Genomic DNA, 13,141 nt, shown 5'->3' with positions numbered 1-13,141 from the left:
AGGTCTGTTGCCTCTCTTTGATATTCTAGGTTTACCTTTTACGGATGTTCCCGATTGTTTTTCCTTGACATCAAAACCGGCGTAACTGGTCAATTGCTTCTTGTTTCTAATGAGTTCAAACCCATTAGTCTCTGCCAGTACCGTTACAGCAGTCAGTTCTCCTACCCTAGGTATAGTACAAATATTATCTACTCTTGTCTTTACCTCTGGGTGACTTTTAAGTAATGTTGCTATGTCCAATTTGATTTCTTTTTCCTGAATATTTAAAAATTTTATTCTATTTTCAATTCAAAGAAGGCTCTTTTGGTTAGGCATAGCTTCTGTCTTTTCTGCATGTCTCTGGTTTTTTACCATTGACCTCTCTTCAACGATCTGATCACGCTCTCTGGTCAATTGTTTTAATTCTCTATAGATATCCTTGGGTCGTATCCAATTATCCAGTTTACGCTCTAAACCAAACTGCGCAATAGCTTGAGAAGCTGTCTTATCTGTTATAGTTTTAATATCAAGAGACCTTGCATAGTTGCTGATCTTATTGGGTAGTATAACGCTGACATCAATATTCATGCTTTCCAATGCGTATGCTAATCTCTCGTGGTACACGCCGGTCGCTTCCATTACATATCGCATCTGAGCGGCATTCTCACAACAGGAGGATACCCATTCGATCATAGATTGGATACCTTTGTCACTATTTACAAATACTTTGTATGCAAAGATTTCAATACTTAAGCTCTCCAAAAGCCTACCTAATGACACCACTAATTCCTTTTGGGCGACATCAATACCCGCGACTTCTTTTAAAACCTTTTCCAATTGTCTCATTTTAAGTTAGTTAAATTAAATAATAAAGTGAAATATCTCTTCACGTCTTTTCTCCTAGTTGGATATTCTGGATACCAAATTACTCAGTGGCTCCTTACATTCTGTTCAGACTCCAAGAAATATGAGGGAATAAGGTCATTTCTATCGGTCGATATATCTTGAAGATTACCTAGCCATCGGTTGACTCTTATTCCCTTTCACTTATATTTACAAAGCTAATTTTTCATAGTAATACAAACATAGGAGCTATCGGGACTCGTAAATAGGCTAAAGCCAGCAATAAAGTGTATACGGTTTTATGTGCAGGCTTTATTCTAAGGACTTTAATATATAGTTTGGTATCATTTCGTTTGGTGGTGTACTTTTTCCATACAATTGATAGGAATTATAGTTGCCACCAGTAAATACTGTAATCATATCGAGTTCAGGCCAAATGTTGATTTTTTGTCCGCCATTTCCCGAAGCTAAATACGAGTTATATGTTTGTCCGTCAACTACGAAATATTTATGTTCCCAAAGATAACCGTAATCTCCTTTGTTCATATTAAATGTTTTATCAATCCAACTTTTTGATATTATTTGATTGCCTTTCCGTTTACCGCCATCTTTAAATAATTTTGCTAATTTAATCAAGTCTCTTGGTGTAAAATACGTTTGACTAAAATCATCACTACTCGTTTGATTTGGTTCAAAAGTCCATTTATAATTTGAAATATTTAAAGGTTCAAAAAGATTTTCTTTTGCAAAATCCTCAATTTTCTTGTCTGTTGCTATTTCAACTAAACTTCCTAAAGTCAGAGCACAACCTGTACAATAAGATGATGATACACCAGGTTCTCCAATCATTGGTAATTCGAGCGTGTATTTTACCCAATCTTTACTTTGCATCATTTTTAATTCATATCCTTTACTTTCAGGATTATTGTTTTCACAATCCATTCCGTGTCGATACATTAAGAAATTTTCGATTGTAATTTCTTTTTTTCTTTTGTCCAAATTGGCGATTTCGGGGTATCTCGAATTAAAATAGGACAATAGTCTATCTTTTTCACTTTTTATAAATCCTTGGTCAACCGCTATTCCAAGAATTCCGCCAATGAACGGTTTTGTGGCAGACCTCAATTGATGTGGTGTATTTTCGTCGTAACCATAAAAATATTCCTCAAGCACTAATTTGTTGTTTTTATAAATCAAGATGCTATGGACATCAGGGAAATTACCTCTAATGGTTTTTTTGACCATATCGACTATAAGATTGGAATTTTTAAATTCATCTTCCAAATTGCCCGTTGCAAGTCCATCGTCAGTTTTTGCTGGCTGCTTATATTGGTAATTTTCTGGATTATCGAAAAGTTCTTTTCTGGGAAACATATTCGATTTAGTAATATCTTTTGTTAGTAACTCGAATTGTTGACCGTCAGTTTTATAGCTTATGACTTTCTTTGAGTTGTCCCTTTCAAAAATTACAGAGCTTCCTTGCATATCTGTAAAACTGTCTAGAGCAATAAATTTTAAAGGGTATTTTGCATTATCTATTACAGCATAAAGCGTCGTGTCCGTCGCCGAAGCTTTAAGTTCTAATGTCGTATTATCAACATATTCGTATTTCCCTTCGTAATCGAAAAGAGTTTCATATTCAGATTTTTCTTTCGTTGATGAACAGCCGATAAGTAAAGGAATTATTAAAAGTATTTTCTTCATTTGAATTCTGTTTTTGTATGAGTGGGTTTTTTTCAGCTTGCGTACAAACGGACTTGTATATAGCTCGTAGCGTGCTAATTAGCGATAGTTTTTCGGTTAAACACGAGCCGAATTTTTTAATTTTCTTATTACCATTTCTTTTCAATAAGCCAAATTAAAAAATTTGGTGGACTTGCAAATATGCCTTAACTTTAAATTAATCAACTAGCTATGAGATATATAGGTTGTTATGTGCCGTACTTATTCGCTAATTTAATTCAATCGCTCGAAATTAACACCTCGTATTCTGTCAGAATTTAGTGATAATGACTTTATGTTTTTCGTTTCGTTATCAAACTCGAAAACATAATTGTTTACCATTAATTTTGTAGGCGCAATTAGCAATCCAGAATTTTCTTGATCTCCAATCAAAACTTTGTAGTCTTTATTAGATAAATGGCTAATTTCGATATTAACATCTGTTTCTGAATTGTTGTATTTTCCGTTTAGAGCTTGGTAATCATAATTTTCCCAATCACTTTTTTTCCTTGTCAGCGTGTATGGGGAATGGCTAACATAATAGGCTGTAACTTCCATTTCGCCACTTTCATTTTTAATAAATTCTTGTTTAAAATCTTTATCAAATTTTTGATTAAAGACATTGTCAGCCTCTCTTACTAACTCAACGTCATTCCTTCCAATACGTTTGAGATAAAGTTTACCATCATCTTTTTTCAAAAATTCAAATGTGAAGTTGTTTGGCGTTATGTATGTTCCTATTATTTCATCTTCACTTACATAACTTCCAATCTTCACAGGTTTTGTAACAAGGTATTCTTCGTCATTTTTCAAATCGTAAACTACATCTGCCATCTGTCTTGTTTGCATCGATGGAATAGACTTTCCTGTATTCGTTAAGGTGAGCATTGAAATGCTGTCATTTGGAAACCTCAAAACCGTAGCTTTCCAAGCACCTGTTGCACCTTCGTGAAATTTATATGATAGGCTTTTATATTTTCCAAACTCTAATCCAAAACCGTAATCATCATTGATATCTTGATTGACTAATTCTTGGCTTTTCTGGATAATACTATTTTTAATTTCGCTATTTCCATAACCTTGAATAGTCTTTTCCCATTGAATTTGGTCAGTTAAGGTTGAGAATATATTTCCATCTCCAACAACATTCCAAATCCAATCGTAGGTCGTCCAAGTGTCAAAATTAAAATAGGCTCTTGCTATTTTCCCATCTATTTGTGAATAATCTGATTCGAAAGAAGTATTTGGCATATTTAGTTTTTGGAAAATATCATCTGTATATTCTTTAAAAGTCTTTCCAGATATTTTTTCTACAATTGTTGCAAGCAAAATATAATTTGTATTGCTGTATAGGTATTTTGTTGATGGTTCAAAATTCAACTCTTCTTGCTTTTTAACAAGTTCTAAAACGTCATTATTGTCAAAAGACTGTTCCCACCAAGTCGTTCCTTTTAAAGACCATAAATCATAGACGTCTCTTATTCCACTTGTATGAGTTAGCAGTGTGCCAATCGTAATTTTTGCTTTAATTTCTGGATAAAGTTCAGGAAGATATTGGCGAATATCATCTGATAATTTTATTTTGTTTTCTTCCTCTAAAGTGAGAATAGCTAAAGCAGTAAATTGTTTGCCGTTTGAAGCAATGTTAAATCGAGTGTTTTTATCGATTTTAAGACTGTCTTTAAAATCCGAAATACCTGCGTATTTTTCAAATATCAAGTTTCCTTTGTTGATTATAGCGGTTGCAATTCCAGGTGCATTTTTAGGCACGTCCTGCGTGGCAATGCTGTCCAGTTTTTTAAGCTGGTTTTCCGAAAGTTTGGTTTGACCAAATACGTTCCCTGCCATAAATAGCAAGAGGATTATCATTCCTGTCTTGTTTTTCATCTTTTGGTTTTGATTTGTCACAGATTTTTATGGCACATAACGTGTCTGTATATGGTTTTTTGCGTGGTTAAGCAACTAATCTAGCAAATAAAACACGGATAGAATATTCCGCAGGAATGTTTGTAAGTCGGCAGTGACCAAGCAATTAATTATACATGGCTTAAGTTGGCAAAAGTTTTTTTATTCCTTAGTCATAAATTCACTCACTACAGAACTTTTTTCAGATTCCATTTCACAAGTCCAACTATCTATCCACCATCTTCCATTTTCGTAATGAAGTTGAATGCTATTCAGTCCTCTAATATTTGATTCCGTTTTTGTGTCAGTTCGTATTTCAAATGCACTCCAAACTTGTGCAATATTTCCATATTTGCTAACTTTTCTTTTAAGTTCCTTTTCGTAAAAATCCTCTTTCAGTGATAATCCGATTGGTATATATTCAGCTTCAAGAGTATGTGATTCCGCTTTTCCATTGTCGTCCAGTCTTGTTATAACAGCATTTTTCGAATGAATATAGTTATCTCTTTCAAATTCCCAAGGTTCACTACTCGAACCTGAAACAACATCATAGTAGGCATTAATTATTGCATCTACTGATTTTACGTCTTCTGCGTATTTTTCTTCGTTAGTTTGTCCGAAAATTGAATTGAAAGCGAAAATTATGCTAATTGATGTAAGAATTAGTTTGTTCATATCGGTTGGTTTCTAATTTTTGATAACGTTTATAAGTATGGTTAGTGGCGTGGTTAAGCAACTAAATTAGTAAACAAATACGAACCAGAAAAAATTCCGAAGGAATTTTCCAGATAAGTACTTGCCAAAGCAATTAATTATATACGGCTTAAGTTTGCATTTTAATAAAAACCCTAAATTAAGGCATATAAATCAGAAAGCACCAAAGAGAGGAATAAGGTTATTGTATACGCAGAGACTTTGATCTCGTCAATCCCAAAGCCTCGGGATAAACCCCCTTCTCTTTTACTACAAAATCACGTTCTCCCAATAGCGGCCGGGAGTATGAGGCTTTAGACCTCGATTTTAAGTCGTTGAAACTCGCGTAGATGGTCCTTCCAAAAAAACATTTTCTTATGAATAAAGACATTAAATATTTTGGAATTGACATTAGCCACTTGGCATTCGATGTTACAGATTCTGATGGCAATTACTCTCGGTTTAAAAACTAGTCCTGTTGTTACACCAAATTAGACCTATAATGACGCAATACATCGTTTCTTTTTCGCCTGCTCTTCATCAAAAATAATTACCGTAGCTAAGGCTATGCTAATTATTTTTGATTTCAATCGATCAATCAAAAAATAATTCAATTTATTCATACGGCATTATAAATATAATTTGGTATTGGACCTAAAACATCAATTATGTTAGTGGTTTTAACAGGTGGTTTTGATCGGTTTACAAGTGCAGCAGAACTATGCAGTTACGCTAGTCTAACACCAGTGATTAGGCAAAGTGGTAGTCGTGTAAAAGGACGACCTCGAATAAGTAAAATAGGGAATCAGAAACTTCGTAATTTATTATTTATGTGCAGTTTTAAGGCTTGTAGAGACCTTTACGAGAGAATAGTGGCCAAAGGGAAGAGCAAAAAACTAGCATTAATAGCGGTGTGTAATAAATTCTTAAAACAGGCCTTTGCTATTGCTAAATCAGGGTTGATATATGATAAAGAATATAAAAGTACTCTAGTGAGAAATTAATGAGTTTTTCTTGTTTTTAGCCACAGTACTTTGTTGGCAATAGTTATTTCTTTTTGAATAAATAATTTTCGTAAATTTTATCTAATTGTTTTTTTATAATATCTGGATCAGTAGGTGATTTTTCAATTGGTAAAGTCTTTTTATAAAATGCAATTTCGTTCTTCTCTGAATCAACTATTATAGAATATAAAGAAAGATTATATTTAATAGGAATTGGAGAAAAAAGGCCTAATGCTAATACACCAACATCAACTCCTTTAGCAACTTGTCCACCATAATTTCCTATTCTTCTACCAAATCGAGTCGCAACAATTCCAATTGCAAATCGTTGATCCCTAGATTCAAGAATAGAGTCAATAACAGGGGTTATTTTAATTCCTTCTAATTTCCTTTTTTGAATTGCAGATTGAATTAAAAAAGACAATTCATTTTCAACTTTTTGGTTGATGGTTTTATTTTTGAGAGTGATTTTATTTTTAATTTTTTACAATCTCATATTAGAGTAAATAACAGAATCAAGTATTTGCTTAGATTGAATAGATAAACTATCATTTAATTAAGATTTGTTTCCTTTTTTTATTAATTGGATATATGATAAGGTTCAAAATATTCAATGTTTAAACCTCATTTATTGGTATTGTAGAACTCAAATACTTATTTGTTACACAGCTTTGAAAAATAATTCCTAATAATAGAATTCCAATGATTCGTTGTTTCATGTTCGTGATTTTAATTACTTACAACGTACCTTGTAAATGGTCGTTTTAATGCCGTCTACTCGATGCGTGATAGTATCTTTCTCAGTTTTTCAGCAGTTTCATAACTCCTTGCTTGCCTTCTGAAATGACTTGAAGTAAGTATATGCCATCCTTAAAACTCGTCAGATCAATAGATTGTTCAGGGTTCTTAGCACTTGAAGAATATACTAGCTCCCCTTTAATCGTGAAAATGCTAATTTGATACTGAGTTTCTTTGTAAGAAATTACATTGAGCAGGTTTGAAGCGGGATTAGGGTAAATGGTAAAATTCTCTTCAATGAATGAATTATCTAAACCCAAGATATTATTGACTTCAAATGAAATCATAAATTCCTCACTATCGAATTCACCGTCATTCACTAAAATTGAAACATCAATGGTGCCAATAAAATCAAGAGCTGGCGTTACTGAATTGCTAGTTACTGTATAGTTTTCACCTTCAAACACAACCAAAGTGAAATCATTAGGAAAACTGTTATCAATGTCGGTTATGTTAAGATCAGTAAGTGTAATTTCTATCGTTTCATTTTTTTGAATAAAGGTTACTCCATTATATGCATTAATTTGTGGCGTGTCATTGGACCTTTGAAATTTAGAGATAAAAATATCATTAAACCCGTCAATCGACAGATTGGTTTCGTTTGTTTCAGCCTTCCCAAAGGTTATGTTACTTCTGTAAAATCCTGTGACGTAAGTATTTCCGGACTCGTCAATTGCAATATTCTTTCCCTGTTCCCATTCACTTCCTCCTGCAGAGGTAACCCAAATAAATTCTCCTGCAGATGAGAATTTAGCTACATAAAGATCACTAGATCCGAGATTTGAAATCGTGGTATCATTTATCTCATCTTCTCCAAAATGTATGTCTCCTCCATAATACCCTGTAATAAATACATTTGCAAATGTGTCAATTACTAAGCTAACACCACGGTCATCTCCCGTACTTTCAGCGGTTTTAGCCCAAACAAATTCTCCTTCAGAATTATATTTTGCAACGATAAGTTCATCCAAACCTACTCCAGAAAGTTGTTGTTCATTACCAGTTCCAGCTCCAAGAGTTATGGTGCCGAAAAAACTACCAGTAAACAGGATTGATCCATGCTTGTCGGTTTTAATATCTCCACTGATGTCGCCAGTGCCAGAATTGAAAGGCTCGATTGCCCAAAGAAAATTGCCAGCATTAGTGTATTTTGCTATGAACGCTGATTCGTTACCATCATTAAGCGTGGTTTCGTTTGAAAGACCTTCACCAAATACTGCCGAATCAAAATAATTCCCTGTTAAAAAAATATTCCCCTCCTCATCTAAATCAATATTCTTGCCACCGTCAAAACTTGATCCTCCTGCTTTTTGTATCCAAAGTAAAGTTCCGTTGGTGTCATACTTTGCCACGAATATATCTGTGTTTTCACCTACTAAGGTTGTTTCATTAGTCTCACCTTCTCCAAAAATTACTGTCCCCCAAAATGAACCCGTAACATAAACATTTCCAGCATTATCAACTACAAGTCCCCTACCTCCTGGGTTGTCATCATTATCTCCTCCCGAGTTTTTTGCCCATAATAAATTTCCGTCAGAATCATATTTTGCGATGAATATCTCACCAGAGGTTCCGGACAAGGTTGTTTCATTTGTTTGTCCTACCCCAAATTTGGCCTCTTGGAAGAAAGTGCCAGATACGTAAACGTTCCCATTGTTATCAACATCGATAGCATAACTTGTAATGTCGTTGTTTGACGCTCCCATTTGCTGAACCCAGAGTAGTTCACCAGAGTTATTAAATTTTGCAACGAATGATCCATTTATGTTGATAATGGTTTCATTTATCTCATCTTCTCCAAAAATAGCACCTGTTGACCCTGACCCTATTGTGCCGGTTACATATATGTTCCCAGTCTCATCCAAGGCTATACTATTCCCTTGTTCCAAGAAGCTATCTGGAGAATCACTACCAATTTTTTTGGCAAAAATTAACTCCTGTGCTTGGCTGGGATTCTGTCCAAAAATTAATATTAGAACTAAAGCTAGTAGCAAATAAATATTTTTCATGTAGTATTGAATTTTAGGTTCAGAGTATTATCACTAATGTCTCCGTGCTAAATGCATTTTGTGACTAAGTTAAAGCAATTATTTGGATTTGCTAAATCTTCCAAATACAAAACCAATTTCAAATTAAGTCTCATTCCCAAATTGCTTGTTGCGTTTGTTGGCTGTAGTTATTATTTATAGATTTTATTTTCAATTTTCTTCGGTGGTGGAGTACTGCTACTAAAATTAAAAAATAGTATCTATTTTTAAAAAAAATGAATTGTTGCTGCGTTAAATTTAAAGATTACTTTTACTAATGGTGATCAAAATGTTCTTAAAAACGGAAGTATTCTTCACAAATAATATAGTATAAATCGGTTTTTTTTTTCGATTATTAAAATTATAAAATGGAAGTTAATAATTCAAGAGTAGTAATTACGGGAGGGAGTTCCGGAATCGGAAAAGAGACAGCGAAACAATTTATTGCTAAAGGTGCTAAAGTTGTAATTACAGGGAGAGATGAAAACAAACTAAAAAAAGTAGCTGACGAAATAGGCGCAATTCCATTATCATTTGACATTAGTGATTTAAAATCAATACCACAAAAGGCCAAAGAGGCACTAGCTTTATTAGACGGAAAAATTGACACTTTGGTAAATAATGCTGGTATTGGAGCATTTCCAGCTCTTGGGGAAATTACAGAAAACGATTTATTAAGTGTGTACAATACTAACGTATTTGGAATGGCCTTGCTAACTCAAGAGTTCTTACCACAATTTAAGGAGCAAAGCTCAGGCAATATTATAAATATTGGAGGAACCGCCAGCCAAAAAGGGTTTGCACAAGGTTCAGTTTTTGCCGCATCAAAATTTGCAGTTAGAGGTATGACTCAATCTTGGCAAGCTGAATTACGAAAATATAATATTCGAGTAGCTCTAGTAAATCCAAGTGAAGTCACAACCGCATTTACTTACAGATCACGAAAAAATCGCGACGAGCGTAAAGAACAATCTAATAAGCTAGGTTCAGAAGATATTGCACATACTATTATTTCGATTGTAGAAATGCGTAACAAAGGATTTATCCCTGAAGTAACTATTTGGGCAACGAACCCTTTTGAATAATAATCGAGACCTATATTTTAAAATAAATGACTCCTTTAGAGCCCATAATTTCTAATTGTTGAGAATAGCAGGTGTGTCGAATTCTATCTTATTAGTTACGAACTATAGCAACACTATGGTTATTGTCTAATAGCTTAAGGGGATAATATTTTACTTAAAGCTTTGCGGAGTCATCGATTTTTTCAAAACAATTGTCAAAATGACACTAGAAATTCCCCAGCTGTGCGAAGTCTCCCGACGTCGTACCCATTTCTATATGCCATTAAAACTTTATCAAAATCAATAGTCATTATACCGGGTAAAATTATTCAAAGTCAGAACATCAACAATTGAAACATCTACTTTTTCTATCTTCAATAAGCCTGGATCATAAACATAATTACTGGCACTGGAATAAATATGCTGTGATCCTTTCTCGACAATTCCTCCACGAACAGGATTTAGATGAATATAGGGCAACTTTTACCACATAAATTTAATGCTGTAAATTTCTTCAGGATGATTACCATATTTGAAAAATAATAATAAAACATGTATTTTGTTCATTTTCTTCTGTTTTGTGAGCAAAATTATTGCCAACGTTTGTCGGTTTGCAGAAGTTGCGGACTTTGTAGCCGTATAATTTTCTACCAAGATAAAATTTCTTGCGAAAGAAAATTTATCAATTTTGCAAAATTCTTGTAATTTCTTCAAGAGTTCTATAGTCAACTGGAAATGGTAAATATGTTTGGAGATTCAAAAGTCCAAAATTGACTTCATCTTTATCATAAACTGAAATATTTTAAAAATGAGTTATTTCTGTTAATGGCAAAGAAAATATGGTTGGTGCCTACTATTAATGCGCTAAGAAACAATATGAAAGACATTACAGCAGAACAACAAATTATGATTAATGCGCAACATGCTTTTAAAAAGGAAGATTACAATAACATTAAAGCAATGCGTAATGCTTTGGTATGTTAATAAATAAAACACCATCACCAAATGTACCATTGAACATAATCTCGACTGCTGACAAACAAATTCCTCCTATTTGTTTTAGATACCCACAAAATGATTTTCCAAAAAATTTATTTATGGAAAAATTCAAAGAAATTATTGCTGGTTGTCCAAATGATTAAAACAAATTTTTGGCCAATTTATTTTAATAAAACGCCGATGTTTTACTAAATCGGATACAATAAACGTATAAAACCACGGCAACAGATAAAAGTCAATTTCTGTAAGGAAAAGTAATCTTTCTTCATCACAAGATAGAATAACGATTGTTTTACAAAAAAATAGGCTGGAAATAGTCGATTTAAAAACATAGTTCGAAAGAACCATAAAAATGAAAATGGATGGTATGTAGTATAAAGCATTTCAAATTCTGTTAATTCCAAAATTTATATAGAATTCAAAAACGAAGAGTTGGGATTATTAAAATCAAAGATAATTCCAACTGCTGGCAAAGAAAATATTTGATTCAATCAGATAATTTTTCCTGATAATTGAGCAAATGATCCATTTGGAATGGATAAGACACAAACAGGAAAAACACTTTTGTAATTGAGCATTTTTTAAAGGCAGACAATCCAATCTTTGAAAAAATTTAAAGAACAAGCTGGGATTGAAAACTAAAGATTACTTGAATTAAAAAAATTAATTTTGAAAATGGCAAAAGTTATTAATAAAAATATAATCAACTAAATTGTCAACTATAATTAAATATCCTGCAAAACAGATGTTTAACAGGGTTGGAAGTGGAGAAAAAGGGAGTAGTCTCGAACTTTTTTGATTCCGATTTAAAACTTTTGATTAAAAAGTATCAACATCTCTTTTAATCTTTTTTTAAATATTTAAGGTTGTGTTTTCAATAATCGAATAGGAAAGTTTGCTGTGTGAATAATTTACGGCATTTTCAAATAATAAATCGCAAAATATTGTGTTTTCCAAAGGTGCTTTTTATGGGCAAATAAAAGCCTCGAGCTTGTCTGTTATATTTATAAACAACTATCTTAGCATATGTTTTGAAGAGTATTTAGGAAAATATACTTTGTAATCAAACTAAAATTGTTGTCCGATTTCTTTTATTAGAAATCCATGAATTAAATTTATATGAGTAAACAAAATTTATTGCAAAAAGAGAACAGTGTTGTTCACGAGCAAGTTCTAGTTGCAAATCAAAGTTATTCGGAAAGCTTTGGCGAAAAAGCAAACTTGCCAATGCCTCCAGGAAGGAAATTCGCAATTCTGACATGTATGGATGCCCGCTTAGACCCAGCAAAGTATGCTGGACTTGCAGAAGGTGATGCACACGTTATTCGGAATGCAGGAGGAAGAGCCAGTGATGATGCGATACGTTCACTAATTATTTCCCACAAATTATTAGGTACTGCTGAATGGTTTGTGATTCACCACACTGATTGTGGAATGTTAACTTTCACAGATGAGATCATAAGAGATTTATTAGCTACAAGCCTTTCTACAGCTACAGTTGATGCCAACGGATGGAGAAATATTACGGAAGAAGGCGGTTCCCAAGAAGCAAAAAACATTTCGTTTCTAACGATTAGCAATCAGTCAGAAAGCATTATTGAAGATGTAAAAAGAATTAAACGCCATGCGTTAGTTCCTACACATATTCCAGTTTATGGCTATCTTTTTGATGTGAAAAGTGGAAAGTTAATCGAAATTCCCGAAGCTACTGTTATAGGGAGAGCACGTTAGATTTCTTTTTACAGCATTGTTTCTCCAAAGAAATAATAAATTTTACTGTCAGTTAGCAATACTATGTTGTTAAATATCACCAACGCAAATATTCATTTTTTTTCTACGCTTTTTTTTCCGATTTACGACTCGATAGAATTGAAAAAAAAATTGAAATTGCAATTCGTGTTTTTTTCATTCTTGTAGTTTTGTTCAAATGGCTTACAACGGTTTGGCTAAGGTTAGTGTGGGAATAGATAAATCGAGATTTATCGGAGCTCGCACTAAGCTAAAGCCTTTTTTTTTTAATTTTAATTTTTCTTATCAAAGCTAAATCAGGGTTGATATATGATAAGGAAGCTGGATTCAAGTCATAAATGCAACTTGATTGTTAAAC

General features: G+C 33.1%; 11 protein-coding genes and 1 pseudogene. 4 read left to right on the top strand and 8 right to left on the bottom strand.

What is annotated here, in order from left to right; genetic code table 11:
• From CXF67_RS18950 to CXF67_RS15330, 5 genes are all read right to left on the bottom strand, one after another.
• On the bottom strand, window positions 1–240 hold a 240-nt coding region (locus CXF67_RS18950; protein ID WP_257984719.1), incomplete at its 3' end, for an IS110 family transposase.
• A gap of 48 nt (window positions 241–288) precedes the next feature.
• A complete protein-coding gene (locus CXF67_RS18945) occupies window positions 289–816 on the bottom strand; it encodes an IS110 family transposase (RefSeq protein ID WP_257984718.1) in 528 nt (175 codons plus the stop codon).
• A 318-nt stretch (window positions 817–1,134) separates the two neighbouring features.
• Window positions 1,135–2,526 carry a serine hydrolase domain-containing protein gene (locus CXF67_RS15340; RefSeq protein ID WP_102089538.1) on the bottom strand — a complete coding sequence of 464 codons (1,392 nt, stop codon included), beginning with the start codon at window positions 2,524–2,526 and terminating at the stop codon, window positions 1,135–1,137.
• A gap of 252 nt (window positions 2,527–2,778) precedes the next feature.
• Window positions 2,779–4,431 (bottom strand): serine hydrolase domain-containing protein, encoded by a 1,653-nt coding sequence (locus CXF67_RS15335; RefSeq protein WP_145990486.1) that lies wholly within the window; start codon window positions 4,429–4,431, stop codon window positions 2,779–2,781.
• A 180-nt stretch (window positions 4,432–4,611) separates the two neighbouring features.
• Entirely contained in the window at window positions 4,612–5,124 is a 513-nt protein-coding gene (locus CXF67_RS15330; RefSeq protein ID WP_102089536.1) for a hypothetical protein, read from the bottom strand.
• A 662-nt stretch (window positions 5,125–5,786) separates the two neighbouring features.
• Here CXF67_RS15330 and CXF67_RS15320 point away from each other — a divergent pair.
• Window positions 5,787–6,146 (top strand): annotated as a pseudogene (locus tag CXF67_RS15320) (transposase); the annotation flags it as partial.
• A 43-nt stretch (window positions 6,147–6,189) separates the two neighbouring features.
• Here the strand turns inward: CXF67_RS15320 and CXF67_RS15315 are convergent.
• Together CXF67_RS15315 and CXF67_RS15310 are read right to left on the bottom strand one after the other, a co-directional pair.
• Entirely contained in the window at window positions 6,190–6,570 is a 381-nt protein-coding gene (locus tag CXF67_RS15315) for a hypothetical protein (protein ID WP_102089535.1), read from the bottom strand.
• 376 nt (window positions 6,571–6,946) lie between these two features.
• Window positions 6,947–8,953, bottom strand: a complete 2,007-nt coding sequence (locus tag CXF67_RS15310; RefSeq protein ID WP_102089534.1) for an SBBP repeat-containing protein — start codon at window positions 8,951–8,953, stop codon at window positions 6,947–6,949.
• A gap of 386 nt (window positions 8,954–9,339) precedes the next feature.
• Here CXF67_RS15310 and CXF67_RS15305 point away from each other — a divergent pair, with 386 nt between their 5' ends.
• The gene (locus CXF67_RS15305) at window positions 9,340–10,056 is read left to right on the top strand and encodes an SDR family oxidoreductase (RefSeq protein WP_102089533.1); all 717 of its coding nucleotides are present in this window, start codon (window positions 9,340–9,342) and stop codon (window positions 10,054–10,056) included.
• Window positions 10,057–10,335: 279 nt separating this feature from the next.
• Here the strand turns inward: CXF67_RS15305 and CXF67_RS15300 are convergent, their stop codons facing one another.
• On the bottom strand, window positions 10,336–10,515 hold the full coding sequence (locus CXF67_RS15300) for a hypothetical protein (protein ID WP_257984717.1): 180 nt from the start codon (window positions 10,513–10,515) through the stop codon (window positions 10,336–10,338).
• A gap of 366 nt (window positions 10,516–10,881) precedes the next feature.
• On the opposite strand from CXF67_RS15300, the gene CXF67_RS18360 reads away from it, so the two are divergent.
• Window positions 10,882–11,019 (top strand): hypothetical protein, encoded by a 138-nt coding sequence (locus CXF67_RS18360; RefSeq protein ID WP_180957990.1) that lies wholly within the window; start codon window positions 10,882–10,884, stop codon window positions 11,017–11,019.
• Window positions 11,020–12,153: 1,134 nt separating this feature from the next.
• Window positions 12,154–12,765 carry a beta-class carbonic anhydrase gene (locus tag CXF67_RS15295; RefSeq protein ID WP_102089532.1) on the top strand — a complete coding sequence of 204 codons (612 nt, stop codon included), beginning with the start codon at window positions 12,154–12,156 and terminating at the stop codon, window positions 12,763–12,765.
• The last annotated feature ends 376 nt before the right edge of the window (window positions 12,766–13,141 follow it).

The sequence above is a fragment of the Psychroflexus sp. MES1-P1E genome (genome assembly GCF_002836055.1).
GTDB lineage: Bacteria > Bacteroidota > Bacteroidia > Flavobacteriales > Flavobacteriaceae > Psychroflexus.
The sequence above is the reverse complement of the archived record's forward strand: the minus strand, read 5'-3'. Positions and strand labels throughout refer to the sequence as shown.

Bases quoted from the DNA above. Each gene is read 5' to 3' on its own strand.
- CXF67_RS15335 (WP_145990486.1), bottom strand. From the start codon at position 4,431: ATGAAAAACAAGACAGGAATGATAATCCTCTTGCTATTTATGGCAGGG.
- CXF67_RS15310 (WP_102089534.1), bottom strand. From the start codon at position 8,953: ATGAAAAATATTTATTTGCTACTAGCTTTAGTTCTAATATTAATTTTT.
- CXF67_RS15295 (WP_102089532.1), top strand. From the start codon at position 12,154: ATGAGTAAACAAAATTTATTGCAAAAAGAGAACAGTGTTGTTCACGAG.
- CXF67_RS15340 (WP_102089538.1), bottom strand. From the start codon at position 2,526: ATGAAGAAAATACTTTTAATAATTCCTTTACTTATCGGCTGTTCATCA.
- CXF67_RS15330 (WP_102089536.1), bottom strand. From the start codon at position 5,124: ATGAACAAACTAATTCTTACATCAATTAGCATAATTTTCGCTTTCAAT.
- CXF67_RS15305 (WP_102089533.1), top strand. From the start codon at position 9,340: ATGGAAGTTAATAATTCAAGAGTAGTAATTACGGGAGGGAGTTCCGGA.